Source organism: Gammaproteobacteria bacterium (genome assembly GCA_022340215.1).
Classification (GTDB): Bacteria; Pseudomonadota; Gammaproteobacteria; order JAJDOJ01; family JAJDOJ01; genus JAJDOJ01.
Map to the genome: position 1 here is coordinate 1 of JAJDOJ010000143.1, position 26,224 is coordinate 26,224.

Here is a 26,224-nt window from a genome sequence, read left to right on the forward strand (position 1 = left end):
AGGAGGATCCGGTTGACCAGGAAACCAGGGCTGCTGCTCACCTTTAGCGGCAGTTTGTCGATCGCGCGGGTAAAGGCCAGCGCCTTGCCGAGGACCTCCTGGCGCGTCGCCGGCCCCTGGACGATCTCGACCAGCGGCAGCTTGGCGACCGGGTTGAAGAAGTGCAGGCCGACGAGCCGTCCCGGCTCCTCGAGGTTCGCGGCGAGCGCCTCCAGTGGAATGCTCGAGGTGTTGGTCGCGATCAGGGCGTCCTCCTGTGCTGCGGTAAGGAGTTGGGCGAAAAGGGACTGCTTGGCCTCGAGATCCTCGAAGATCGCCTCGATGATCACGTCCGCACGCGCGACGCCGTGTCCCTGGGGATCGGGTATCAGGCGGTCCAGCGCCTCGGTCACCAGTCGGGCGGACTTTAATCGCCGCTCGAAGAGCGCCGCGGCGCGTTTCACCGTTGACCCCAACGCGTCGAGGTTAGCGTCCTGTACGGTCACACGCAGTCCCTGGAGTACACACCAGGCCGCGATGTCTCCGCCCATGACGCCCCCACCGACGACGTGGACGTGGTGGGCAGTGAAGGCATCCCGGTGCGCGGACGCCTTGAGTTCGTCCTGGAGCAGAAACAGGCGTACCAGGTTCTTCGCCGTGGGGGTGGTGCTCAGGTCGGCGACCGACTCCGCCTCCAGTTCGAGCCAGCGGCGCGTCTTGCCGCCCGCGCCCTCCCACAGATCGATGAGTGCGAAGGGAGCGGGGTAGTGCGCCGGGTCGACCTTCGAGCGGACATTGCGCCGCAGGATGGCGGCGGTGGCGGGACGGAGCACGGGGCTGCCCGCCAGTCGCGGTATCCCGGCGGGACGGTGTCGCGGCGGACGCTCCCGGATCATACTCGAGGCGGCAGCGCGCAGATGGCGCGCCGGCAGAGCGGCATCGATCAGACCCAGCTTGAGGGCGGTCCTGGAGGTCACGCTGCGTCCGCTCAGCATCAGGTCCATGGCGGCCGGCGCCCCGATCGTCGTGACCGAGCGCAGTGAACCACCGTAGCCGGGATGGATCCCGAGCCGAACCTCCGGAAATCCGAGCCGCGTCCCCGGATCGTCGAGTGTCACGCGGTAGTCGCAGGCCAGCGAGAGTTCCAGACCACCACCCATGCAGAAGCCGTGAATCATCGCCACGGTCGGACAGGAAAGCGACTCGATCCGGTTCATCAGGTCCTGCCCGCGGCGGACAAAGGCCAGCGTCGTTTCCCGCCCGGTGAGCGTGGTGAACTCGTTGACGTCGGCGCCTGCGAGGAACCCGTTGCGTTTGCCCGAAAGGAAGACCACCCCGAGCGGCAGAGCGGCTGCCAGTTCGTCGACGATCTCGGCGAGGGCGTCGATGACCTTGCTGGACAGGACATTCGTACCCCGGCCGGCGACGTCCAGCGTCAGCCACTCGATATCGCTCGCATCGCGCTCCCGCTGCCAGTGTGTCTCGCTCATGTTCCGCCCGAAACGTTTTCCATCAACAACGCGCCACCCTGTCCGCCGCCGATGCAGATCGATGCCATGCCGAGGCGACTCCGTGTCCGTTTCAGGACCTCGCAGAGGTGCAGGACGATGCGGGCACCGCTGGCGCCCACCGGATGTCCGAGGCTGATGCCGCCACCGTCCACGTTGAGGCGCTCCCGCGGTACCTCGCCCAGCGCCCTGTCCAGACCGAGCGTGTCCCGGCAATAGTCGGGGTCCCGCCAGGCCGAGAGGCAGGCGAGTACCTGGGCGGCAAAGGCCTCGTTGATCTCCCAGTAGTCCACGTCCTCGATGCCGAGCCCACGTTCACGAAGGATCGGGGTAGCGGCGTGCACGGGTCCGAGACCCATCTCGGCGGGGTCGAGTGCCGCCCAGCGGGTGTCCAGGATCAGGGCCCGTGGTTCCAGTCCGTATCGCGAGACGGCCTCCTCCGAGGCGAGGATGATCCAGGCTGCACCGTCGCTGACCTGGGCGCTGTTTCCTGCGGTCACGTTACCGTATGGTTTGTCGAACACCGGCTTCAGCGCCGCGAGTTTCTCCATCGTGCTATCGGTCCTGAGGCCATCGTCGGCCACATAGCTGTTCCCGGTGCGATCGAAGACCGGCGAGATCTCCTCGAGCCGCCCGGTACCTGCCGCCGCGTCGAGCCGGCGGTGGCTTTCGAGTGCGAAGGCATCCATCTCCTCTCTGCCGATCCCGAAGCGAGCGGCAAGGATCTCGGCCGTCTGTCCCATGCTGATGCCGGCCACGGGGTCGCGTAGCCCTTTGAGCAGTCCGATGACCGGCGCCAGCCAGGCCGGTCTGAGTCGGCCCAGGGCGCGCAGCCGCGCCAGCAACCCGTGCGATTGGCGCCAGTCCGAAAACCAGCGCACCATCTCGTCGCTGAACAGGATCGGGGCCTGGCTCATCGCCTCCACGCCCCCGGCCAGCACCAGCTCGGATCGGGCGAGCAGGATATTACGATAAGCGCAGTCGATCGCCTGCAGGCCCGAGGCGCAGTTGCGCTGCACGGTCCAGGCGGGCACCCGGTCGCCACAACCGAGACGTAGAGACGCCACACGGGCGATGTTCGTCTCCTCGGCACCCGGGGCGACACAACCCAGGATGACCTCGTCGAAGGCACTGGGTTCAAAGGGCTGTCGGAGTAGCAGGCCGCGGGCGGCCTGCACGGCGAGTTCGGCCGCCTTGAATGGGCCCGGTCCGCCGCGCATCTTGAGAAACGGCGAACGGGCGCCGTCAATCAGGTAGACGGCGCGATCGTCGGACATTCCTTCTGGAGATGGGGTCATGTGGGCTCACAGACACTCGTGGCGGCGGAGGAAATCAGGATCCGACTACCCTATGAAGCATAGACAATCTCGCCGTGATCGAGAACCGTCGATACTGTACCGAGGCGGGCCAGGCTGGCTTCGGCTGGGTGTCCGCTGCCCGCGGTCGTCTAATGCGTGTCGGGCAGCCGGCGTCCGAACAATGAGCGGATCAGCCCCGTGCCGGTGCGCGCACTCGCGTTCAAAGAAGCGGGCTTCGGCTCGGAACTGGCGGGACCGTTGTCCCCTTCGGGATCCGCGTCGTCCTCCCAGGGGAGTTTGCGATAGACCGCGAGCTCGTCGACGGCGAACAGCGGGTACTTGATGATCTCGAAATAGGGCGAGTAGTCGAAGTCGGCCGGCGCAAAGAGTTTCGCATTCCGTTCGCGCAGGTTCATGGAAGCGTGGCCATCCTCGATCACCAGGGGAAGGATGGGGAAGTTCACCCCGTGAAACGCCTCGGCGATCATCGTGGAACAGACGGTGTGGGTCGGCGCACCACTGTTGTGGGCGAACAGGCTGGACCGCCAGCGGCGTGGCAGCAGGCCGTAGAACGGGAACAGGAACCTGGCCAGGTCGAGTAACTGCCTGATGTCGTATTTGAGCGTCAGACAAGAGACCGTGTAGCGCACGACATTGGCGGCGTCCGCATGGGAAAGGCCCTTGGGACGACAGATCCGGATGTGGTAGCCGGCGTACTTGCTCAGCGGGGCGACCACGGTGCCCGACTCCAGGAGGGACTCGATAATCAACGGTTCGTCCCCAGGGTCGCAGTCACAATGCCAGTTGATGTATTCGCGCAGCGCCGGGTCTTCGATGTCGTGGATACGGCCCACATACAGGGCGGCGTGCGTCCAGTTGCTGAAGGTGACGGTCTTGATGATGCCACTGACGCGGCTCCTGCCCTCGACCAGCACCACATCGGCTGGACGGATCTCGCGACGCATGCGTTCGTAATCGGACAGGTGCGGCGTCGAACCGCCCAGGTCATCGGTCAACCAACGTGTGATGCCACGCCAGATCCAGTCTCTCGTCCTGGTGATCATTTACCCTCTCCCTGGATCGCAACGGCTGAACTGCCAATATACATGGTTTATAGACCATAGACGCGAACCCTTCCTATGGGTGTGATAAAGGTCACGACGCAGCTCGGCCAATGGCCGCGATCCGCAGTCTGCGGTCCGGTACGCCGGGGGCTGTCCGGCCGACGAGAACGGGAAAAGTTATTGAAATATAAGGATCGAAGTCCGTGCGTGGCGAGCATTGATCCCGCTACTTCAACCGGTCCCGGATCCGTTCCAGGGCGCGGGCCATCGCCTGGCGGGAGGTGTGGAAATGGGGAGACAAGCGAATCCCGCCGCCCCGCCGGGCGCAGAGGATCCCCTGGCTCATGAGGTGACGATACAGGGCCGTACCGTCGTCGCCGGGACTGCGAAAGGTGACGATACCGGCGCGTTTTTCGGGATCCGCCGGCGTGACCATCTCCACGCCGAGGGCCAGCAGCTCCGAGTACAGAAAGGAGACGTTAGCGGTAATGGCACGGGCGACGTCGGGGATCCCCGTCTCCTCGAGCAGCGACAGGCTGGCCAGAAGCGCGTGCGCGGCGATCATGTTCGGGCTTCCGCATTCGAAGCGTCTTGCGTCCGCGGCGGGTGCCCAGTCCAGGCTTTCGTAGTCCTGTTGCCCCGCCAGCATGTGCCAGCCGAACTGGTTCAGTGTCAATCGGGAACGCCATTCGGGGGAACAATAAAACAACGCCAGTCCCTCCGGACCGAGCATCCACTTATGCCCATCGGCCATGGCGAAATCCGCGTGGATCTCCCTCACGTCGAGGGGAAACGCGCCGACGCTCTGAATGGCGTCGACGCAGAACACAACCCCTCGGTCCCGGCAGACCTCTCCCAGGCGCCGGAGATCCATGCGGTAGCCGGTGTCGTACTGGACGGAACTGACCGACAGCAGGCGGGTGGAACCATCGATCGCCTGCAGCAGGGCCTCCTCGGATGGGACCGCGCCGTACAGGTCTATCCGGCGTGTCTCGACGCCGAAACGCGGCGCCAGTGACTCCCACACCACGCGATTCGAAGGGAACTCCTGCCGGCCGAAGACGACGTTGTCCCCGACGCGCCAGTCGATCCCGTAGGCCACCACGGACAACGCCTCCGAGGTGCTCTTCAGCAGCGCGATGTCGTCGGCGGAGGCGGCGTTCACCAGACGCCGCAGGGTCTCTCTCAGCGCCTGTTCGGCCTCCAGCCATTTGCCGTAGTGGCTTGAGCCGCAGGCCAGGTTGTCCCTGGCAAACCGCTCGACCGCCGCCACGGTGCGGCGCGGCCAGGGGCCGACGGCGGCATGGTTGAGGTGGACGATCTCCAGGGGAAACTCGGGGTGGTCGCTAGTGCCGGTCATCTTGGACGGTTTGTCGGGTGGGGAAGGGTGGGCGGGTCGCAGGGAATGGGCGTTGCCCGATGTCCCCCCGAGGGACGCGATCGGCGATCCAGCTCACGGGGCTTTGCGGTCCCTGATCGCATCATCGTAGAGGTCCGCGTATTCTCGGGCGCGGCGATCCCAGGAGCAATCGATCGACATACCGCGTTCCTGCAGACCCCGCCAGGCGCTCGCGTCCCGTTCCAGCGCGAGCGCGCGCTTGACGGCCTCCACCAGCGCCGCGGAGGTGATGTCGGTGAAGGTGATGCCATTGGCGGTTCCGGCGGAAAGATTGTCCTCAGTGGCGTCGATCACGGTGTCCGCCAGGCCACCGGTGGCCCTGACGACGGGGACGGTTCCATAGCGCAGGCTGTACATCTGGTTCAGTCCGCAGGGTTCGAAGCGCGACGGCATGAGAAACATGTCGGCGCCTGCCTCGATCAGGTGGGCCAGGCCCTCGTCGTAGCCGACGTGAACCGCGATCCTGTCGGGGAACCGCGCCGCCCATTCGAGCAGCGCCGTTTCGAACGATCTATCGCCGCTGCCGAGCACCACGATCTGCAACGGGAGGCCGGTGAGGTTCGACATCGCGTCGAGGGTCAGGTCCACGCCTTTCTGTTCGACCAGGCGGCCGACCATCCCTACGACAGGCAGTTGCGGGCGGTCCGGAAGCTGCATACGGTTGCGCAATGCGGTCCGGTTGGCGTGTTTGTTTTCGAGGCTGTCCACATCGTAGTTCACCGTCAGGTGAGGATCGGTGGCGGGGTCCCAGGCGGTCTCGTCGATTCCGTTCAGGATGCCCGACAGTTTCGCCGCACGGTGGCGGAGCAGTCCGTCGAGCCCGGCGCCGTGGGCCGCGGTCTGGATCTCCCGGGCGTAGGTCGGACTGACCGTCGTGATCCTGTCGGCAAAGAACAGCCCGCCCTTTATGAAGGAGAGGTTGCCGTGAAACTCCAGCCCGTCCACTGACCAAAGGCACGGTGGTAGCCCAAGGGCACGCAAGGTCGGCGCCGGAAACAGCCCCTGGTAGGCCAGGTTGTGAATGGTAAAGACGGTTGCGGGGCGAGCCGGCTCGCCCGCCAGTAGCGCCGGAGCCAGGGCGGTCTGCCAGTCGTTGCAATGAATCAGATCGGGGGTCCAGCTCAGACCGGCGCGATCGAGCGCAACGGCGACTGCAGCCCTCGCGAACAGTGCGAACCGCTGTGCGTTGTCCTGCCAGGGGGAACCGTCCGGGGCGAGATAGGGGTTGCCCTCACGGAGGAAATATTCCGGCGCGTCAAGCAACAGCAAGGTGATATCGGCACCGGGCAGCCGGCCCCTGAGCAGGGTGCCGCTGCCGCCCGTCAGGGCGAGACCGGATACGGTTTCCAGTCCCTCGACCTGCTCCGCGACACCCTGATACGCCGGCAGCAGCAGGGCGACGTCGTGTCCCCGCGCGCCCAGGGCCGGCGGCAGGCTGCCCGCGACATCGCCGAGTCCGCCGGTCTTGATCAGGGGATAGGACTCGCTGGCGACGTAGAGCAGCTTCATTAGTTGCGGATCCATCTCGCCGGTCGTGCGACCGCTACTCTGGAATCAGCACGATCCCCGCCAGGGGGGGGAGGGTCAGATTGAGGGACCAAGGGTGCCCCATGCTCGGCGTTGGTTCGGCGACCACCATGCCCCCGTTGCCGAGGTTGGTGCCCCCGAAATAGCGGGAGTCGGAATTGAGGCGCTCCCGGTAGTTGCCGGCTCTGGGTATGCCGAGCCGGTAGCCGGGCCGCGGTACCGGGGTGAAATTGAGCACCACGACGACCAGATCGTCCCCGACGCGGCGCTGGTAACTGAGCACCGACTGCTGAGCGTCGTGGCAGTCGATCCACTCGAAACCGCGCGCCTCGAAGTCGTGCCTGTGAATGGCAGGGACTTCGCGATACAGGCGGTTGAGTTCGGCGATCAGGGCCTGCACGCCCCGGTTGTTCGACTGTTCCAGTTCCGCCCAGTCAAGCGACGCGTCGGCATTCCACTCGCGGCCCTGGCCGAACTCGCTCCCCATGAAGAGCAGTTTCTTGCCGGGGTAGGTGAACATGTAGGTGTAGAGCAGGCGCAGGTTCGCGAATTTCCGCCACTCGTCGCCGGGCATTTTCCCGATCATCGAGCCCTTGCCGTGCACCACCTCGTCGTGGCAGAAGGGCAGGATGAAGTTCTCGGTGAAGGAATAGAGCAGCCCGAAGGTCAGCCGGTCGTGGTGGTAGTGACGATGGATCGGATCCTTGGCCATGTACTCGAGGGCGTCGTGCATCCAGCCCATGTTCCATTTCATGGAGAATCCCAGGCCGCCAAGCCAGGTCGGTCGGGTCACCTGGGGCCAGGCGGTGGATTCCTCGGCCATCACCAGGGTCCCGGGACACTCGCGCTGCGTGACGTTGTTGAACTCCCTGAGGAACTCGATCGCCTCGAGATTCTCGTTGCCGCCGTACTCGTTCGGGTGCCAGTCACCCTCTTCGCGCGAATAGTCCAGATAGAGCATCGAGGCGACGGCGTCCACGCGCAGGCCGTCGATGTGAAACTCCTCCAGCCAGTACATGGCGCTGGCCAGCAGGTAGTTGGTGACCTCGTTTCTGCCGTAGTTGTAGATCAACGTGCCCCTGTCTCGGCGTTCCCCCTTGCGCGGGTCTTCGTGTTCGTACAGCGGGGTGCCGTCGAAGCGCGCGAGCCCGTGGGCATCTTTGGGGAAGTGCGCAGGGACCCAGTCGAGGATAACGCCAATACCGTTGCGATGGCAGTGGTCCACGAAATAACGGAGGTCCTCGGGCATGCCGAAGCGGCGGGTCGGCGCGAACATCCCTATGGTCTGATACCCCCAGGATGCGTCATGCAGATGCTCGGTGATGGGCAGCAGTTCGATGTGCGTGAAACCGAGCTTCTTGACGTAGGCGACCAGTCGCTTCGCCAGTGCCCGGTAGTCGAGAAATCCGCCGTTCTCGCCCCTCGTCCAGGAACCGAGATGCACCTCGTAGACCGAAAGTGGCGTGTGCAGCCAGTCATTGCTGGCGCGTTCGGCGATCCAGGCTGCGTCTCCCCAATCCCACTCGTCGGGCGGCGCCACCTCCGAGGCCGTGGAAGGTCGCAGCTCGCAAAGTTGTCCGTAGGGGTCTGATTTCAGATAGATCCTGCCGTCGAACCGGTTGCGGATCTCGAACTTGTACAGCGTGCCCGGCCCAAGACCGGGCAGGAACAGTTCCCAAACCCCGCTCGATCCGCGGATGCGCATCTGGCTGCAGCGACCGTCCCAGTCGTTGAACTCGCCCACGACACTCACACGCTCAGCGTTCGGGGCCCATGTCGAGAACCGTACCCCGCCGATCCCGTCGACGGTGTGCAGGTGGGCGCCGAGCAAGCGGTAGACGTACCAGTGGCGTCCCTCGCCAAACAGATGCAGATCGTAGTCGGAGAGCTGGGGGCCGAAGGTGTAGGGGTCGTAGGACTGATGTTCGCGTCCCTGCCTGTCGGTCCAGTCAAGCTGATATCGTGGGGTCAATACGTCATCGGGGCCCCGACACTCGAAAAAATCCGTGCCTTGGATGCGCTCCAGCCCGGGGCCACCCCCGGCGATTCGAACGGTTTCCGCTCTCGGCATGAATACCCTGACGAGGGCCCCATTCGCATCGTGTTGGCGACCCAGCACATCGAACGGGTCGTGATGACGCGCCTCGAGGATTCGATGCATCCCTTGGCTGATTTCGGCGGTGGATTTAAGTTTGATTTTTGTCAATTGGGACCTACTCTGGCCAGGGATTGTGGATATAATTCCTCATCCCACTTATTCGAGGGGCTTGTATCCTGTGCAGGCGCGGGCCCACGTTCACGGGGAGATAATAACCAATGATGAGGGTTGTCGCCGGGGCAATCGCCAAGCGTCAGTCACCTGACCCTGTCGTCGCCGAAAAAATGCGCTGCGCTCCTGTTCGAAGTGTCGGATCGTTTCTCTCGTGCGCCCAAATTGGTCCGACCCTTGCGGGATTTCCGGAGTCGGTGAATGGATGGCGTCATGTTCTCCCGCTAACATACGGGGTTATCCGCTCGGGTCCTCGCCGCAAGCGTACCGGGCATGCCGATCTTTCGGCACAAACACCGCCAGCGGGGCATGGCCCCTTTTTACCCTGGCGGACATCCTACCAGGAGGCTGCGATGCACAGGAAAGCGGAACTGATCGATGAAGCATGAACAATTTCCCCGGTTCGTCAGCCATCTCACCAAGGAAACACTGGCCCTGATTCTCGCCGGGGGCCGCGGCTCCCGCTTGGGTCCGCTGACCCAGTGGCGGGCGAAACCGGCCGTACCCTTCGGGGGCAAGTTCCGCATCATCGACTTCCCGCTGTCGAATTGCATCAATTCCGGTATCCGGCGCGTCGGTGTCGCCACGCAGTACAAATCCCACTCGCTGATCAAGCATATTCAGCACGGCTGGGGTTTCCTCAGGGGTGAGTTCGGCGAGTACGTAGAGCTGCTGCCGGCCCAGCAGCGGATCGCCACGTCGTGGTATCAGGGTACCGCCGACGCTGTTTTCCAGAATATCGACATCATCCGCAGCGACGAGCCGGAATACCTCCTCGTGCTGGCCGGGGACCACATCTACAAGATGGACTATGGTCCGATGCTGGCCTACCACGTGGAGAAAAAGGCGGATCTGACGGTGGGTTGCAGCGAAATCTCCGTGGAACAGGCGCGTGCCTTCGGGGTCATGAGTGTCGACGAAACCGGTCGTGTGTTGCGGTTTGCGGAAAAGCCGGAGGCGCCCGAGCCCGTTCCCGGCAGCGGCGACACCGCGTTGGCATCCATGGGGATCTATGTGTTCAATACCAATTTTCTCATCGAGCAGCTCATCAAGGACGCGGACGTGCCCGGCTCGAGCCACGATTTCGGGCACAACATAATCCCCAGCGTAATCGGTCGCTACCGGGCCTATGCCTATCCCTTCAGGGATGTGCAGGAGACCCAGGAGTCCCAGGAGTCCCAGCAGGCCTACTGGCGCGATGTGGGGACGGTGGACGCTTACTGGGCCGCAAATATGGAGCTGATCGGAGTGACACCCGAACTGAACCTATACGACGCGTTCTGGCCGATCTGGACCTACCAGGTGCAGGCGCCCCCCGCCAAGTTCGTGTTCGACGACGAGGACCACCGGGGCATGGCCCTGGATTCGATGGTCTCGGGAGGGTGCATCATATCGGGTGCCACGGTGCGCCACTCGCTCCTGTTCACCAATGTCGCGGTGAGCTCCTGGTCAATGATCGAGGACACCGTGGTCCTGCCGAACGTCGTCATCGGCAAAAATTGCCGGATCCGCAGGGCCGTGATCGACAAGGGATGCGTGATCGCCGACGGCACGGTCATCGGCGAGGACCGCGAGGAGGACGCGCGGCGTTTCTATGTGAGCGACGGTGGCGTGACGCTGGTCGTCCCTGATATGCTCGGACAGCGGGCGCGTCGTGTCCGCTGACGAAAAACTGGATGTGGTGCTGTGCTGGCATATGCACCAGCCGGAGTACCGGGACCCCACTACGGGAGCCTACAGTCTTCCGTGGACCTACCTCCACGCGATCAAGGATTACGTCGACATGGCGGCTCACCTGGAGAAGGTGCCCGGCTCGAAGGCGGTCGTGAACTTCACACCGACGCTGCTGGAGCAGATCGACGACTATGCCCGCCAGATCAGCGCCTTCGAGGTCGACGGAGAGCCCCTGCGGGATCCGCTGCTCGCTGCGCTGGTCTGCGAGTCGCACCCGGAGGATCCGGAGCAGAGGATGGTTCTGGTCCGAAACGCGGTGCGCGCCAACGAGGAGAGGATGATCCGGCGTTTTCCGCATTTCCGTGGACTCGCGCGGGTCGCGAAGTGGTTGGGTCGGCACCCGGAATCGGCCATCTACGTCAACGACCAGTATCTCAGCGACCTGCTGGTCTGGTATCACCTGGCCTGGATGGGTGAGTCCGTGCGGCGGGACGATTCCCGCATCAGCCGCCTCATGGAGAAGGGGAGCGGCTACACGGTGCACGAACGCCGTCTGCTGCTGAGGGTGATCGGCGAGCTGATCTCGGCGGTCGTCGGGCGGTACCGCGACCTCGCGCGAAGCGGGCGCGTCGAACTCTCCGTCACCCCCTTCGCCCACCCTATCGTACCGCTGTTGCTGGACCTGGAAACTGCCCATGAGGCCATGCCGGATGCCCCGCTCCCCGAGCTGGGTTCGTATCCCGGTGGCGAGGACCGCGCGCGCTGGCATATCGATCGGGGCATCGAGTGTTTTCGCGGGCATTTCGGGTTCGATCCGGCCGGATGCTGGCCCTCGGAGGGCAGCGTGAGCGATGCGGCCGTGACGCTTCTCGAGCAGGCCGGCTTCGAGTGGGTGGCCACAGGGCAGAACGTACTGCGCAACAGCATGAAACGCGCGGCCCTGGCAATCCATGATGGAGATTGTCTGCATGCGCCCTACCGGATCGGACAGGGAAAGATGAGATGCATGTTCCGGGACGATGGGCTCTCCGACCTGATCGGATTCTCCTATGCCACCTGGCACGCTGATGACGCTGTCGCGAACCTGCTGACCCACCTGGAGCACATCGCTGAGGCCTGCGCCGGCAGGGAAGACGGGCTCGTGAGCATCATCCTGGACGGCGAAAATGCCTGGGAACACTACCCCGAGAACGGGTATTACTTCCTTACGGCGCTGTACCGCGAACTGTCGGAGCATCCCCGGATCCGGCTGACCACGTTCTCCGAGTTCCTCGATCGCGGGACCGGAACCCGGGAATTGCCTGGACTGGTGTCGGGGAGCTGGGTGTACGGAACCTTTTCCACCTGGATCGGCGATTCGGAGAAGAACCGGGGCTGGGACATGCTCATCGAAGCCAAGCGGATCTACGACAAGGTCCTGTCGGGGAACCGCCTGAGCGCCGAGCAACGCGAAGAGGCAGAGTACCAGCTTGCCGTTTGCGAGGGTTCGGACTGGTTCTGGTGGTTTGGCGACTACAACGACGCCGAGTCGGTCAGTAATTTCGAGCGATTATATCGTCATCACCTGAACGCGCTCTATCGTATCCTCGGGGAGCCGCCTCCCGAATATCTCTCCAAGGTCTTTACCGAGGGTCACGGGTCCCCGGTCATGGGCGGGGCGATGCGTCCGGGCCGAGAGTCTTGAGGAAGGTGGCGGGGGTATTGGATCGCCGGCGAGCCGGCATTCTGCTGCACCCCACGTCGCTGCCAAGTCCCGACGGGTGCGATGGGGACTTCGGACACGAAGCGTACCGCTTCATCGAGTTCCTGCACGCCGCGGGTATGACGCTATGGCAGGTGTTGCCGCTGGGTCCGACGCATCGGGACCGGTCTCCATACCAGTGCCTGTCGGTACATGCCGGCAACCCGGCGTTCATCAGCCTGGACTGGCTGCGTGACCGCGGCCTGCTCAAGGGATTCCGGCAGGACCCGCCGGGGCAGGGGCCTCCCGAGGTTCGGCAGGATGCCTTGCGCCATGCGGAGAAGCGGTTTCTCACAGGTTCCGAAGGTGCCCTGAATAAGGCATTCCTGTCATTCGTCTCCGCGGAGGAGGGCTGGCTCGAGGACTATGCCCTCTACGTGGTGCTTCGGCGGCACTGTGGGGACAGCGAGTGGTGGAACTGGCCTCCCGAACTGCGCGATCGCGCGCCCGAAGCGTTGCGAACAGAGCGTGAGCGGCATGCGGGGGAGATCGCCCAGGTCCGCTTCGAGCAGTTCGTGTTCTATACCCAGTGGCGCGAACTGAAGGCCTATGCGAAGCGCCACGGTATCCTGATGTTCGGCGATATGCCGATATTCGTCGCACACGACAGCGCGGATGTCTGGGCCCATCGCGAGTTGTTCACTGTGGATTCAAAGGGGCGGTCGGAGAAGGTGGCCGGGGTGCCGCCGGACTATTTCTCCGAGACCGGACAGCGCTGGGGGAATCCGCTGTATCGCTGGGATGTGATGGAAGCCAGCGGATTCCAGTGGTGGAAAGAGCGCGTGCGCACGCAGTTGAACCTGTTCGACGTTGTGCGCCTCGACCATTTCCGCGGTCTGGAGGCGTTCTGGGAGATCGATGCGGACGAGGAAACCGCGATCAACGGGGCGTGGGTCCCTGCTCCTGGGGAGGGGCTGCTGCAGAACCTGCGCGAGGCCTTTCCCGATCTGCCGCTGGTGGCCGAGGACCTCGGCACGATCACCCCGGATGTGGTCGCCCTGAGGAAGCGGTTCGGCATCCCGGGCATGAAGATCCTACAGTTCGGATTCGATGGCCGCCCCGAGAACCCCTATCTGCCGCACAACATCGGATCTCACAGCGTGGTCTATACCGGGACACACGACAACGACACGACACTGGGATGGTACGAGTCGCTGGAAAATCGGGTCCGATGGGAGGTCTCCTCGTACCTGGGATTTCCCGGTGAACCGATGCCCTGGCCGATGATCCGCGCCGCGCTTGCCTCGCGTGCCCGCTTTGCCGTCATCCCGATGCAGGACTTCCTGGGTCTGGGCAGCGAGGCGAGGATGAACACACCGGGGGCGACCGTCGACAACTGGCGATGGCATGTCGACAAGGCTCCCATGTCGGACGCGCTCGCTTCGAAATTGCGTGACGCCTGCCGGATATACGCCCGCCTGTGACCGTGCAAGGCCTCCCGTTCCAGCGCGGACGGACGGCGGTTTCGCCCCGGTGATCCATATCCTGTTGCGGTCGGTCCGCTATCTGGTGTTCGGCGTGGATCTGGCAGTGCTGACCCTGGCACTCTATCTCCTCTCCTGGTTGCCTCACCGGCTGCTGCGCTCCTTCTACCCGCAGTTGTTCCGGTTTTGGTGCCGGACCTTTGTCCGCGCTCTGGGCGTGGAGCTGCGCTTGCACCAGCAGAACGCCCATCCGCTGCCCGACACCTACATCATGATCGCGAATCATCCCTCGGCGTTCGAGGATATCGGCATCCCGGCGCTGTTCCCCGTGCACTCCCTGGCGAAGATCGAGGTCCGGGACTGGTGGTTCGCCGGGAGGATCAGCGAGGCGGCCGGGACGCTGTACGTCCAGCGCGAGGCGCGCGATTCGCGCAGGGAGGCCTACGAGAGCATTGTGGCCGAGTTGGAGCAGGGAGGCTGTGTGGCCCTGTATCCGGAAGGCGGGTGCAAGGGGAGACGGATCTTTGAGTCATTCCGCTTCGGGGCCTTCGACATCTCACTGAAGACGGGTGTGCCGATCGTGCCTGTATTCCTGCACTACGAGGCGCAGGAGGATTTCGAGTGGCGGCCGAACGTCCTGCTGCCCATGAAAATTCTGGAAGTGCTCCGGTCGCGCAACAAGACTGCCCATTACTATGTGTTTGACGCCCTGGATCCCGGCGAATTCCCGGATGGCGAGACCTACACGGAGCGCGTGCACGGGATGTACCTGGAATGGCAGCGTCGTTTCCTGGAGTGAGTACGCAGCGCTCTCTCAGGCCAGTTCCGACAATACTGCCTGCACCGCGTCCAGCGTCTCGTCCAGATCCGTCTCTGTATGCGACGAGGACACGAATCCCGCCTCGAAGGCGGATGGCGCCAGGTAGACGCCGCGTGCCAGCATGCCGTGGAAGAAGGTCTTGAAGCGCTCGATGTCGCAGGCCGTGACCTGCGAGAGGTTGGTGACACGCGGTGCGTCGGTGAAGAACAGGCCGAACATGCCGCCGAGGTAATTGGCGGACATCGCGACACCGGCACGTCGCGAGCGTTCCACGATGCCTTCGACGAGACGCGTCGTCTTCTCCGAAAGCGCCTCGAAGAACCCCGGCGCCGAGATCAGTTCCAGAGTCTTCAGTCCGGCGGCCATGGCGATCGGGTTTCCCGAAAGGGTGCCCGCCTGATAGACCGGTCCCAGGGGGGCCAGCCATTCCATGATGTCGCGGCGTCCGCCGAAGGCCCCGACCGGCATCCCGCCGCCGATCACCTTGCCTAGGGTGGTGAGGTCGGGTCTGACACCGTAGACGGCCTGTGCGCCGCCGGCGGAGACACGGAAACCGGTCATGACCTCGTCGAAGATCAGGAGGCTCCCGTGGCGGTCGCAGGCCTCGCGCAGGGCCTCCAGAAAACCCTCCACCGGTGGCACGCAGTTCATGTTGCCTGCCACCGGTTCCACGATAACGCAGGCGATCTCGTCCCCTCGCTGCGCAAACGTCTCGCGGACCAGGTCGGCGTCGTTGTAGTCGAGGGTGAGGGTATAGGCCGCCAGGCTCTCCGGTACGCCGGGGGAACTGGGGACCCCGAGCGTCAGCGCGCCGGATCCCGCCTTGACCAGCAGCGAATCCCCGTGGCCGTGATAGCAGCCGTCGAACTTGACGATGGCGTCACGGCCTGTGTATCCGCGGGCCAGGCGTATCGCGCTCATGGTGGCCTCGGTTCCGGAATTGACCATCCGCACCATCTCGATCGAGGGCACCATTTCGCAGACCTTTTCGGCCATGGCGGTTTCGGACTCGGTCGGAGCGCCGAAACTCAAGCCTCTGGCAGCAGCCTCGCACACCGCTTCCAGAACCTGCGGATGGGCGTGACCGAGGATCATGGGCCCCCAAGATCCGACATAGTCGATGTAGCGCTTTTCCGAGGTGTCGTACAGGTAGGGCCCCTGCGCGCGTTCGACGAATACGGGATCTCCGCCCACGCTGCGGAATGCGCGCACCGGGGAATTGACCCCGCCGGGGATATGTTGCTGGGCCCTGAGAAAGATATCGTGCGCATCGGTCATGGCTCGTCGTCCTGCTGAGATGGGTCGGATAATTGAAACGATCGCCGTCGCGGGCAAGTCGAGCGCGAGTTCCGATGGCGACGGAGGCGGAATTCTACACGAACCACCGTGAAATGCGCCCCGCCGCGGCGGCGATGTCGCACTGGGCGAAGACCCCACCAACGACGGCGACCATGTCCGCCCCCGCCTCGACGAGCCGCCCCGCGTTGTCCCCGTCGATCCCGCCGATCGCGCAGATCGGCAGGTCGAGACGACGCCGGGCCACAGGGATGAGCTCAGCTGCGGCGTGTACGGCTTGCGGTTTCGTCTCGGAGGGGAAGAATCGGCCGAAGGCCACATAACTGGCGCCCGATTCGCTGGCGTCGATGGCGAGGTCGAGGCGATCGTAGCACGAGACGCCGATGATGGCGTTCGGGCCCAGGATACGTCGTGCCACGTCGATACCGGCGTCATCTTGGCCGAGATGAACACCGTCGGCGCCGGCGTCGCGCGCCAGTTCCGCGTCGTCATTGACAATCAGTGGGACTCCGTGGCGGCGGCAAAGGGCCGCCAGTTCACGAACGTGCTCGAGCGTGCGCGCCCCGCGTCTTGTCTTGTCTCGGAATTGAACCACTCGTGCCCCACCGCCGATCGCCAGTGCGACGCGTTCCTGCAGGATCCCCGGGGGGGTCAGCACATTGTCGGTGACGACATACAGGCCGCGCAGTTTCGCTCCGTTCCTTGCGTTCATCGCATGCCGTGGAAGCGATCCGGGAGGAACTGGCCAAGTCCGGGGCGAAATCCGTGTTTCAGGGCATTCCAGGTGTACCGTTGCGCCTCGCGGCTCGCTGTGACTGCGTCCCGGCGTGCCGCCAGTAGGGCACCGATCGCCGATGCCAGGGTACAGCCGGAACCGTGGTAGCTTCCGGGGAGACGATCCCACCGGCAGGTGTCGAGGGGACCCGCGGTACTGTAGAGCGTATTGATGACCGCTCCGGTGTCCTCATGGGTCCCCGTGACCAGCACGAACCTCGCGCCATCCCTGATCAGGGACTCTGCGCAGGCGACGAGATCCTCGGGGCCACGGGCGAGCCGGCGCGCCTCCAGGCTGTTCGGTGTTGCGATCGTCGCCAGGGGGATCAGGGATTCACGGATCGCATCGGCTACGCTGTCCTCACTCAGGGTGGCGCCGCCCCCTGCGGTCAGGACAGGATCCAGAACCATCGGGATATCGGGGTTATCGCCAAGTATCGAGGCGATGGCCTCGACCACCTCAACGCTCCCCGTCATACCGATCTTGAACGCGGAAACGCGGATGTCCTCGAGCACCCGCCTCGCCTGTTGCACTACGAGTGCCCCCGGTTGTGGCGCAAAATCAATCGCATTGGTAGTATTCTGCACCGTCACCGCCGTGACTACCGGCGCAGCGTGGGCTCCCAGCGCGGCGATGGTCTCGATGTCGGCCTGCAGGCCTGCTCCCCCGGTGGGATCCGTGCCGCCGAACACCAGGACGACGGGAATGGCAGTGGTGTCCATGACGGGCTGATCCTGGCCAGGATGGACCGGGTTCATCGTAAACGAGAGATCAACGGGAAAGTGAGTATGTCGAATGCAGTCGCCACCGAGTACAAGACCTATATCTGCGTCATCTGCGGGTGGGTCTATGACGAGGAAAAGGGGGCGCCCGAAGAGGGTATCGTACCCGGCACCCGCTGGGAGGATGTTCCCCTGAACTGGTCCTGTCCCGATTGCGGCGCGACGAAGGAAGACTTCGAGTTGGAGGAAATCTGATCGACGCCGAGGTCGCGGCCGGCTCCTACCACTCGGCCAGCAGCAACAGCAACGCGTTTTACGGGATGAGGCGATTTCTGTCCAATGACATACCATCCTGCGTGTCTTTGTCGTCCGTCCTCTGTGTTGCGACAACCGTTCCATCGTTCGACGATGCGCCTGTTGTCGCGTCTTGATGACGGACGATCCCGGCGCGGCGCTGTCCCTGCTTTGCTTGGGCACCGGTCTTGGGCTTCCTGCCCAAGCCGTTCACTGCTTCGCAGCTCACCCGGCGCGATCTGGTCTGTCATTTTCCGGTAATCGCCTTAGGTTTCAGCGCGGTCCGATCTGACCGGCGAGCCAGGCCGTCATTGCCGACATTTCCAGCGAGCATGTCCACTTGTAGGCCTGGTTGAGGTTCTCTCCCCAGGCATAGACGCCATGCCCCCGCGAGATGACGACACGGTGCATCGCCAGTGCCGCGCCGATGATCCGCGGACTCTTCTTAATATACTGCTCGTACCGGATATCGAAGACCGGCACTTTCGGAAAATAGAGGCGTCCCTCAAAGTCCGCCGGGACGAAATCGTCTCCCCCCATCGTCATCGCGACGGCGTGCGGACAGTGGCTGTGCAGAACGGCCCCCGCGTCGGGGTTTTGCCGGTAGATCTCAAGATGGAGCGGTGCGTCAAGCGAGGCGCCCGGATCGATGCCACCGCCCGTGTCACAGTGGATGAATTCGCTGCTCGCAAGGGTGTCTGCACAGGCCCCCGTCGGCGTGATCCAGACGTCCGGCCCGATGCGGATCGAGGCGTTACCGCTGTGGGCGTCGTTGTACCCGTAGAACCGCAGCCAGCGGTAGTACAGAAGCAGTTCGCCTAGTTCACGAGAGGGCTGCGTCATGCCGCGTTCCCCGTCTCTCCGTTCCGCTGCGGTTCCCGCAGCGAGATGACCGGCCAGCCCCGCTGCGCTGCGACGCGTCGCAGCGTATCGTCGGGATCTACGGCGACAGCATGTGTCACCTGTTCCAGCAGCGGGATGTCATTGTGCGAATCGCTGTAGAACCAGCTGTCCTCGAGATCCTCCCCGTTTTCCTGCAGCCACAGTCTCAGCCGCTCCACCTTGCCCTCCCGGAAGCAGGGAATACCGGCGAGCTCGCCCGTATAGGCGCCGTCCCGGAATTCGGGCTCCGTCGCGATGAGATCGGTCACGCCCAGTTCGTCCGCGATGGGGCGGGTGACGAACCGGTTCGTCGCTGTAATGATGACGGCCCGGTCGCCGCGTCGCCGGTGCCTTTCCAGCAGTTCCAGGGCCGCAGGCAGGACGATCGGGCGGATCAGTTCCCGCACGTACTCGCTACGCAGGTCGTTCAGCTCACTGAGGGGATTGTCCGCGAGCGGGCGGTAGGCGAACCGCGCGAACTCGTAGATGTCGAGCGTACCGGTGTGGTAGCGCTCGTAGAATTCCCGGTTCCTGCGTTCGTATTCTTCGCCGTCGACCACGCCGCGCAGCACGAGGAACCGGCCCCAGAGATAGTCGCTGTCGCCGCCCAGCAGGGTATTGTCGAGATCGAAAAGCGCAACACTCATGGATTTCCCGGTATATCGCGGTCCAATGAGCGTGGCATTTTATCCGCACCCCCGTCGGTGCGATACCGGATTTGCCCATTGGCGGGCCATGTGGAAGAATGAATCGTAAGTTTTGAGCGATTCTGATTCAGAGTTACAAGTGATTGATTCGGATGGATTCAGGCCAAACGTCGGCATAATCCTGTGTAACGAAAGACAAAGCGTGTTCTGGTGCAAGCGTTTGGGTCAGAACGCCTGGCAGTTTCCCCAGGGCGGTATCCGAAGCCATGAGACGCCGCGCGAGGCGATGTTCCGGGAACTTCGTGAAGAGACGGGATTACTGTCGGAACACGTGGAGGTGATAGGCGCCACCCGCGGATGGCTGCGATATCGTCTACCGCGTCGCATGATACGACACCACGTCCAGCCCTGCTGCGTCGGGCAGAAACAGGTCTGGTTCATGTTGAGGATGGTCGGAAGCGAGTCGGACGTGAATCTTGCCTCGTCGCATCGCCCGGAGTTCGATGGTTGGCGCTGGGTTGACTATTGGCAACCGGCCCGTGACGTCGTTTTCTTCAAGCGACATGTCTATGAGCGCGCCCTGCGCGAGCTCGCCCCACTGGTTTTCCCGAATGGTGGCCCTCCGATGCGTTCCCTTGAGAATTAACGAGCGCGATCTGGCTCCGGCGCATGCTTGACCTCCTGCAGCGAATCATTCAGGAAGTCAATTCCACCGCCGATCATGGTGGTGCGCTCGAGATCATCGTTCATCGGGTCAAGAAGGTGCTGCGGGTAGATGTCTGTTCGGTCTACCTGGTGCCGCCGGGAACCACCGAACTCCTGTTGATGGCGACCGACGGCCTGAACCCGGAATGCCTTTATAACGTCAGAATCGATTTCAGCGAGGGACTGGTCGGGCTGGTTGCGCAACGCGCTGAGCCGATCAACCTGGAAGATGCGCCCAGCCATCCGAGATATAAGTACTTTCCACAGACCGGGGAGGAGCGTTACCGGGCCTTTCTCGGCATCCCCATCATTCAGCACCGCAAGATTCTGGGAGTCCTTGTCGTCCAGCAGACAGAGTGCCGGCGGTTCGATGACGAGCAGACAGCGTTTCTGATTACACTTGCCGCCCAGCTCGCGGGCACGATCATTCACGCCGAGCTCAGTGGCGAGCTGGATGCCCTTCGCCGGGAAAGCGAGGATTCGGATCTGGCCATTCGCGGCATCGAGGGTGCGCCCGGCGTGGCGATCGGTACCGCGTGGGTCGCCTATCCCAGTGCAAATCTGAGCGCCGTACCCAATCGTGCGCCGGTGGACATCGAGACCGAGGTGAGTCTGTTTCTGGCCGCGGTGCAGAGTGTGCAGTCCGAACTGTTGAGGCTTAAGGAGCGCATGGGGCAGATCCTGCCGGCCGAAGAACGGGCGCTGTTCGACGCCTACATCATGATCCTCGGCAGTGATGCGCTCACACAACATACCGTGGAGCGTATCCGGGCGGGGAAGTGGGCGCCCGCGGCCCTGCGCGACACCATCGAGGAGAGTGCGGCGGTCTTCGATGAGATGGACGACACCTATCTCCGCGAGCGCGGAGAAGATATCCGCGATCTGGGCAGACGACTGCTGCTGTACCTGGAGAAGACTCCGCGCCTGTCTGGTGAAGGACAACCGTCGAGACTCGTGCTGGTCGGGGAAAACGTGAGCGTAGCGGAACTCGCGGACATTGCCCCGGAGCGACTGACGGGTGTGATTTCGGGCAGGGGTTCGGCATCGTCCCACGTTGCGATCCTCGCCCGCGCCCTGGGGATACCGGCGGTCATGGGCGCGGTCGATCTTCCCTACGGCCGACTGGATGGACGAGAGGTCATCGTCGATGGCTATAGCGGTCGAGTCTACCTGGAACCGGGCCCCCAGATCCGCGCCGAATACGAGCGCTTTCAGCTCGAGGAGATCGAGCTCTCCGAGGGGCTGGCGGAGCTGGCCGCGAAACCGGCGATCACGGCGGACGGCGAGCGTATCCCCGTCTATGTCAACAGTGGATTGCTGGCGGATATCAACGTGGCGTTTCTGGCCGGTTCCGACGGCGTGGGTCTTTACCGGACCGAGTTTCCCTTCATGGTCAGGGACCGGTTCCCCAGCGAACAGGAGCAAACCCGCATCTACCGCCAGGTGCTGGAAGCGGTGGCGCCGCGTCCGGTTACACTGCGGACCCTGGATGTCGGGGGTGACAAGATCCTTCCCTACTTCCCGATCAAGGAGGATAACCCCTTCCTGGGTTGGCGCGGTATCCGCATCACGCTCGACCATCCCGAGATATTTCTGACCCAGATGCGCGCGATGCTGCGCGCCAATGTCGGGCTGAACAACCTCAAGGTGATGTTTCCGATGATCAGTGCGGTGGGAGAGGTGGACGAGGCGCTTGGACTTGTCCGCCAGGCGTGGTCGGAACTCGTGGAGGAGGGTGTCCAGGTCGTGGAACCCGAGATAGGTGTCATGATCGAAGTGCCTTCGGCCGTGTACCTGGCGGAAAAGATCGCCTCGAGGGTTTCTTTCGTCAGCGTGGGTACCAACGACCTGGTGCAGTATCTACTGGCGGTTGATCGGAACAACGCCCGTGTCGCCGAACTGTACCGCACCATGCATCCGGCCGTGCTGCTTGCGTTGATCGACGTGGTGCGCGGGGTCCATGCCGCAGGTAAGACGGTAGGCGTCTGTGGCGAGATGGCCAGTGACCCGGCATCGGCCATCCTGCTGCTGGGTATGGGAATGGATAACCTCAGCGTCACGGTGTCGGGGCTGTCCCGCGTCAAGTGGATGATCTCGAGCTTCACCCGAGCCCGGGCCGCCGAGATCCTCGAAACGGTCATACGGCTCGAAGACCCGATCGTTATCCGGGAGACGGTCAATCGCGAACTGGTCGGGGCTGGGCTCGGTGGTCTGATGCGTGCCGGCAAGCGCTAGGGAGGCTGGCACCACGCCCGTGCAACCCGGTCTGTGTGCGGCGTAACGAATGCCTCGATGCCGTCCCGAGCGGTGCTGGGGACGGCGCCGAAATCGTACCCCGGGTGCCGTTCGAGGCCGAGCTTCGCGGTGTGCTGCACGAAGATGCCCGTCAGCGCGAGCAGGGAAGTGATGGTGGCCGCCGCAAGCCCGATGTAACGATGCCAGTGCAAGCACGTGCGGAAACGGCGCCGCCGGGGGAACTGCGCATGACGGTTCGCGAATGGGTCTAGAAGGGCCGAACGACGGCGAGCACTACGATCCCGATCAGGAAAACGACCGGCACTTCATTGAACCAGCGGTACCATACGTGGGAATGCCGGTTTTCGCCGTTGCGGAAGTCGATCAGCAGTTTTCCGCACCAGACATGATAGCCGATCAGGAGCAGGATCAGAAACAACTTGGTGTGCATCCATCCGGCATGCATATACCCGGACCAGTTCGCCACGAGCATCCACAGGCCGAGCACGACGGTGACGATCGCCCCGGGGGTCATGATGCCCCAGAACAGTTTCCGCTCCATGATCACGAAGCGCGCGATGCCCCGCGAGTCGTTTCCGGCCATGGAATGATAGACGAATAGCCTGGGGAGATAGAACAGGCCCGCGAACCAGGTCACCATGAAGATGATGTGAAATGCCTTGATCCAGGGCATCCAGGCTAGACCGAACAATGGCGTGTAGAAATCGCGAGTCGTGAATCCGAACCCGGATTTGCGGAGGTTCCGGACGATCCGGCCCGCTCGTCATGGCGGGTAACCCGATACATGACGGGCCGATACCGGTACAGTCGTCCCCGACACGGGGACTCTTTCCCTGCTGATATTGCGAATCCGGCCATACCGTGCGCCGGTTACATCTTCGATTGCAGGTAGTTCTTCGTTCCGATGCGATCGATCAGCTCCAGCTGGGTCTCCAGCCAGTCGATGTGTTCTTCCTCCGAGGCAAGGATGTCTGCGAGCAGTTCGCGCGAGACGTAGTCCGAGGTGGATTCGCAGTGAGCGATGGCCTCGCGCAGCAGGGGAACGGCGTCTTTCTCCAGCTGAAGATCGCATTCGAGCATTTCCGCCGGGTGTTCGCCGATGCGGAGCTTGCCGAGATCCTGAAGGTTGGGTAGGCCCTCGAGAAACAGGATGCGCTCGATCAGTGCATCGGCGTGTTTCATCTCGTCGACCGATTCCTTGTACTCGTGCCCGTCGAGTTCGTGCAGACCCCAGTTTCGAAACATGCGCGCGTGCAGGAAATACTGATTGATCGCCGTGAGTTCGTTGCTCAGGGCCTTGTTCAGGTAGTCGATGACTTTCTTGTCGCCTTTCACTGCCCCCTCTCCCTTCCGGTTGCCGGATTTGTCGATGCGCTGGGATGCGTGTTGCACGAATGCCAACCTACAAACCAGACACGTTAGCAATCGGGCTGTACGGCGTCAATTCCATGTCCCGACCGGAACAAACGCGGTTATTTGGCCGTTGCCGGTATGGAACCCCTTAGAGTATCCCGTCCTGGGGTGGCGCCGCGTGGATCGGGGGATTAGGAAATCGCCCCGGATTCCCGGCTGGTGGCGAGCTGGTTGGTTCGGGAAACCGGAGAGCCTTGGAACTCAGCAGTCAGGCGGGTCCCGATGCCAATGCGTCGGTTTGCTCGCCCGCATCCCTGAGCATGGATCTGGCGCACATGCCGCAGACTCCACAACAGGTTGCCACGCCGAGGGATCGGCTTAGGTCGCGCATGGAAGTTGCGCCGTTGTCGATCTCGCGCTGGATTTGTTTGTCGGTCACGGCGTTGCAGATGCATACGTACATTGTTTCGCCCCCCAGTCACTGTCTGTTGGCAACACTAGTACGAATGAGAATGATTGTCAATAGCGACTCTGTGTCGCAACCCTCAATATCGAGACGAACGACTTGTCCATCGATCTGGCCACGCCGACACGTCGCATCGCCTGAACCACGGGATCATGGGTATAGTCCAGACCCCTGGCCTTGAGCAGGACGCGAAAAACGGAACGGCAGCCGAACAACCGGCCGCTGATCAGGTTGGCGACGACGATTGCCAGCATCCCGGGCATGATGATGTGAGGGTTCTGGGTCAGCTCGAATACCGCGATCAGGGCGGCAAGATGAGTAATATCCGCAAGCCATCGATCGCGTACCGGAACAGCACGATCACCAATCCCGTCACGATTCCTGTAACCAAACCCAGTATGGCCAGTGAGAGCAGGGCGTCGGGGCGCGCGATATGGATGCGCGCCAGGTGGAACTGGTTCCTGAAAACCGCGATCGCGTTGCGCCAGGTCTTCATCGGGTTACCGTTGATTCGGGAAGCTGTTCCTGATGAAGCGAAGGGGTTCACCGGCGCCTCGGATAGCGGATTATGCCAGATCGCGCCGGCCTGTCGTTCCCGCTCCCGTGCGCACACGGTATGATTGAATCAAAGCTGGAGCAGAATCGACCCCATCGCGCGCCGCGTTTAGGCGATTGCCGGAAAATGGCATACCAGATCGCACCGGGTGAGCTGCGAAGCAGTGAACGGCTTGGGCAGGAAGCCCAAGACCGGTGCCCAAGCAAAGCAGGGACAGCGCCGCGCCGGGATCGTTTGTCATCAAGGCGTGACAACAGGCGCATAGTCGAACTATGCAACGGTTGTCGCAACATAAGAGGACAGACGACAGAGACAAGTAGGATGGTATGTCACTTGACAGAAATCGCCTTAATGGATTGGCATCGACGCAAGCGATTCGTGCGCGGTCGTTCGGTTTGAAGTTCTGGGTTGGTGATGCATGGAGCGGGAAAGATGATCAGAGCGGGAGTCGTCGGCGGTACCGGTTATACGGGCGTCGAGTTGTTACGTCTACTGGCCGCTCACCCCGGTGTGGAAGTCGTGGCGGTGACCTCGCGAGCCGAAGCGGGCCGCCGTCTGGACGAGATTTTTCCGAACCTGAGGGGTGTTTGCGATCTGGTCTTCCAGGAACCGGACGCTCAAGTCCTGGTTGGATGTGACATCGTCTTTTTCGCAACCCCGAACGGGACGGCGATGCACCTCGTGCCGGGTTTGCTCGACGCCGGCACGCGGATTATCGATCTCGCCGCGGACTTCCGGCTCCGGGATTCCGTCGAGTGGAAACGCTGGTACGGAGAACCCCACGCGTGCCCGGAACTCCTGAGCGAAGCGGTATACGGACTGCCCGAGTTAAATCGGGAGACGATTCGCGGCGCGAAGCTCGTGGCAAATCCTGGTTGTTATCCTACGGCCGTCACCCTGGGACTGCTGCCCCTGCTGGAAGCGGGGCTTGTGGACAGCGGGGACCTGATCGCCGATGCCAAGTCCGGGGTCAGCGGGGCGGGACGCAAGGCCGCCGTCGGCATGCTGCTCGCGGAGGTGGGCGAGAACTTTAAAGCCTATGCGGTTCCCGGGCACAGGCACCTGCCCGAGATACGGCAGAACCTCGAACAGATCGCTAAGGAGTCCGTGGGTTTGACGTTCGTTCCACATCTAACGCCCATGATCCGGGGTATACACGCGACCTTGTACGCGCGTGCCCTGAACAGGGGAGCGGACCTTCAGTCCCTGTTCGAAAGACGCTATGCGGGCGAGCCCTTCATCGATGTGCTGCCCGAGGGCGCGCACCCAGAAACCCGAAGCGTGCGAGGAGCTAATATCTGCCGGATCGCTGTACATCGTCCGCAGGGGGGCGACACGATTGTCGTCTTGTCGGTGATCGACAATCTGGTCAAGGGAGCCGCAGGGCAGGCGGTACAGAATTTGAACCTGATGTTCGGGTTGGTGGAGCATTCGGGCCTTGAGCACATCGCCCTGATACCCTGATTTTCGATAGCCCGAGAACAGTGGTTGATACGGTTTCGGGAATCGGGGCAGCTGAGAGCGGCGGCTGTTTCGAGGTGCCTGTGGACCAGAGTCCGTTGCAGAGGT

At 63.1% G+C, this 26,224-nt stretch carries 25 protein-coding genes; 8 read left to right on the top strand and 17 right to left on the bottom strand.

Annotated features, from left to right (window positions below):
* From LJE91_10225 to glgB, 6 genes are all read right to left on the bottom strand, one after another.
* The coding region (locus LJE91_10225; GenBank protein MCG6869069.1) for an enoyl-CoA hydratase/isomerase family protein at positions 1–1,469 on the bottom strand (1,469 nt) is incomplete at its 3' end.
* Positions 1,466–2,764 (bottom strand): acetyl-CoA C-acetyltransferase, encoded by a 1,299-nt coding sequence (locus LJE91_10230; GenBank protein ID MCG6869070.1) that lies wholly within the window; start codon positions 2,762–2,764, stop codon positions 1,466–1,468. The genes LJE91_10230 and LJE91_10225, both read right to left, overlap by 4 nt.
* Before the next feature lie 170 nt (positions 2,765–2,934).
* On the bottom strand, positions 2,935–3,849 hold the full coding sequence (locus LJE91_10235; protein ID MCG6869071.1) for a hypothetical protein: 915 nt from the start codon (positions 3,847–3,849) through the stop codon (positions 2,935–2,937).
* A 226-nt stretch (positions 3,850–4,075) separates the two neighbouring features.
* On the bottom strand, positions 4,076–5,209 hold the full coding sequence (locus LJE91_10240) for an aminotransferase class V-fold PLP-dependent enzyme (GenBank protein MCG6869072.1): 1,134 nt from the start codon (positions 5,207–5,209) through the stop codon (positions 4,076–4,078).
* A gap of 93 nt (positions 5,210–5,302) precedes the next feature.
* Positions 5,303–6,757, bottom strand: coding sequence for a glycogen synthase GlgA (gene glgA / locus LJE91_10245; protein ID MCG6869073.1), 1,455 nt, complete (start codon positions 6,755–6,757; stop codon positions 5,303–5,305).
* 34 nt (positions 6,758–6,791) lie between these two features.
* On the bottom strand, positions 6,792–8,936 hold the full coding sequence (gene glgB / locus LJE91_10250) for a 1,4-alpha-glucan branching protein GlgB (protein ID MCG6869074.1): 2,145 nt from the start codon (positions 8,934–8,936) through the stop codon (positions 6,792–6,794).
* 486 nt (positions 8,937–9,422) lie between these two features.
* On the opposite strand from glgB, the gene glgC reads away from it, so the two are divergent.
* From glgC to LJE91_10270, 4 genes are read left to right on the top strand one after another with little or no spacing between them, the layout of a single operon-like run.
* Positions 9,423–10,709, top strand: a complete 1,287-nt coding sequence (gene glgC, locus LJE91_10255; GenBank protein MCG6869075.1) for a glucose-1-phosphate adenylyltransferase — start codon at positions 9,423–9,425, stop codon at positions 10,707–10,709.
* Positions 10,699–12,402 (top strand): glycoside hydrolase, encoded by a 1,704-nt coding sequence (locus LJE91_10260; protein MCG6869076.1) that lies wholly within the window; start codon positions 10,699–10,701, stop codon positions 12,400–12,402. The genes glgC and LJE91_10260 overlap by 11 nt, the downstream gene beginning before the upstream one ends.
* A 5-nt stretch (positions 12,403–12,407) precedes the next feature.
* Positions 12,408–13,883, top strand: a complete 1,476-nt coding sequence (malQ, locus tag LJE91_10265) for a 4-alpha-glucanotransferase (GenBank protein MCG6869077.1) — start codon at positions 12,408–12,410, stop codon at positions 13,881–13,883.
* A gap of 49 nt (positions 13,884–13,932) precedes the next feature.
* A complete protein-coding gene (locus tag LJE91_10270) occupies positions 13,933–14,682 on the top strand; it encodes a 1-acyl-sn-glycerol-3-phosphate acyltransferase (GenBank protein ID MCG6869078.1) in 750 nt (249 codons plus the stop codon).
* Between the two features lie 15 nt (positions 14,683–14,697).
* On the opposite strand, the gene hemL is transcribed toward LJE91_10270, so the two are convergent.
* The 3 genes from hemL to LJE91_10285 form a co-directional block, all read right to left on the bottom strand.
* On the bottom strand, positions 14,698–15,981 hold the full coding sequence (hemL, locus tag LJE91_10275) for a glutamate-1-semialdehyde 2,1-aminomutase (GenBank protein ID MCG6869079.1): 1,284 nt from the start codon (positions 15,979–15,981) through the stop codon (positions 14,698–14,700).
* Between the two features lie 94 nt (positions 15,982–16,075).
* A complete protein-coding gene (gene thiE / locus LJE91_10280) occupies positions 16,076–16,711 on the bottom strand; it encodes a thiamine phosphate synthase (GenBank protein MCG6869080.1) in 636 nt (211 codons plus the stop codon).
* Complete coding sequence (locus LJE91_10285) at positions 16,708–17,496, bottom strand: hydroxymethylpyrimidine/phosphomethylpyrimidine kinase (protein MCG6869081.1); 789 nt, start codon at positions 17,494–17,496, stop codon at positions 16,708–16,710. The genes thiE and LJE91_10285 overlap by 4 nt, the downstream gene beginning before the upstream one ends.
* Before the next feature lie 66 nt (positions 17,497–17,562).
* Between LJE91_10285 and LJE91_10290 the strand changes: the two genes are divergently transcribed.
* A complete protein-coding gene (locus LJE91_10290; GenBank protein MCG6869082.1) occupies positions 17,563–17,751 on the top strand; it encodes a rubredoxin in 189 nt (62 codons plus the stop codon).
* Between the two features lie 312 nt (positions 17,752–18,063).
* On the opposite strand, the gene LJE91_10295 is transcribed toward LJE91_10290, so the two are convergent.
* Positions 18,064–18,633 carry a class II aldolase/adducin family protein gene (locus tag LJE91_10295; GenBank protein ID MCG6869083.1) on the bottom strand — a complete coding sequence of 190 codons (570 nt, stop codon included), beginning with the start codon at positions 18,631–18,633 and terminating at the stop codon, positions 18,064–18,066.
* Positions 18,630–19,319 (bottom strand): HAD family phosphatase, encoded by a 690-nt coding sequence (locus LJE91_10300; protein ID MCG6869084.1) that lies wholly within the window; start codon positions 19,317–19,319, stop codon positions 18,630–18,632. Before LJE91_10300 ends, LJE91_10295 begins: the two co-directional genes overlap by 4 nt.
* A 139-nt stretch (positions 19,320–19,458) precedes the next feature.
* On the opposite strand from LJE91_10300, the gene LJE91_10305 reads away from it, so the two are divergent.
* Together LJE91_10305 and ptsP are read left to right on the top strand one after the other, a co-directional pair.
* Entirely contained in the window at positions 19,459–19,965 is a 507-nt protein-coding gene (locus tag LJE91_10305; protein ID MCG6869085.1) for an RNA pyrophosphohydrolase, read from the top strand.
* 23 nt (positions 19,966–19,988) lie between these two features.
* Positions 19,989–22,259: a phosphoenolpyruvate--protein phosphotransferase gene (gene ptsP / locus LJE91_10310; protein ID MCG6869086.1), complete on the top strand. Its 2,271-nt coding sequence runs from the start codon at positions 19,989–19,991 to the stop codon at positions 22,257–22,259.
* Here the strand turns inward: ptsP and LJE91_10315 are convergent.
* From LJE91_10315 to LJE91_10340, 6 genes are all read right to left on the bottom strand, one after another.
* Complete coding sequence (locus tag LJE91_10315; GenBank protein ID MCG6869087.1) at positions 22,256–22,471, bottom strand: hypothetical protein; 216 nt, start codon at positions 22,469–22,471, stop codon at positions 22,256–22,258. The genes ptsP and LJE91_10315 overlap by 4 nt on opposite strands.
* A 56-nt stretch (positions 22,472–22,527) precedes the next feature.
* Complete coding sequence (gene hemJ, locus LJE91_10320) at positions 22,528–22,953, bottom strand: protoporphyrinogen oxidase HemJ (protein ID MCG6869088.1); 426 nt, start codon at positions 22,951–22,953, stop codon at positions 22,528–22,530.
* A gap of 197 nt (positions 22,954–23,150) precedes the next feature.
* Positions 23,151–23,615 carry a bacterioferritin gene (bfr, locus tag LJE91_10325; protein ID MCG6869089.1) on the bottom strand — a complete coding sequence of 155 codons (465 nt, stop codon included), beginning with the start codon at positions 23,613–23,615 and terminating at the stop codon, positions 23,151–23,153.
* A gap of 286 nt (positions 23,616–23,901) precedes the next feature.
* Positions 23,902–24,096 (bottom strand): (2Fe-2S)-binding protein, encoded by a 195-nt coding sequence (locus tag LJE91_10330; GenBank protein MCG6869090.1) that lies wholly within the window; start codon positions 24,094–24,096, stop codon positions 23,902–23,904.
* Between the two features lie 56 nt (positions 24,097–24,152).
* A complete protein-coding gene (locus LJE91_10335; protein ID MCG6869091.1) occupies positions 24,153–24,362 on the bottom strand; it encodes a hypothetical protein in 210 nt (69 codons plus the stop codon).
* A 38-nt stretch (positions 24,363–24,400) separates the two neighbouring features.
* Entirely contained in the window at positions 24,401–24,595 is a 195-nt protein-coding gene (locus LJE91_10340) for a hypothetical protein (GenBank protein MCG6869092.1), read from the bottom strand.
* 492 nt (positions 24,596–25,087) lie between these two features.
* On the opposite strand from LJE91_10340, the gene argC reads away from it, so the two are divergent.
* A complete protein-coding gene (gene argC / locus LJE91_10345; protein ID MCG6869093.1) occupies positions 25,088–26,119 on the top strand; it encodes an N-acetyl-gamma-glutamyl-phosphate reductase in 1,032 nt (343 codons plus the stop codon).
* Positions 26,120–26,224 lie beyond the last annotated feature (105 nt).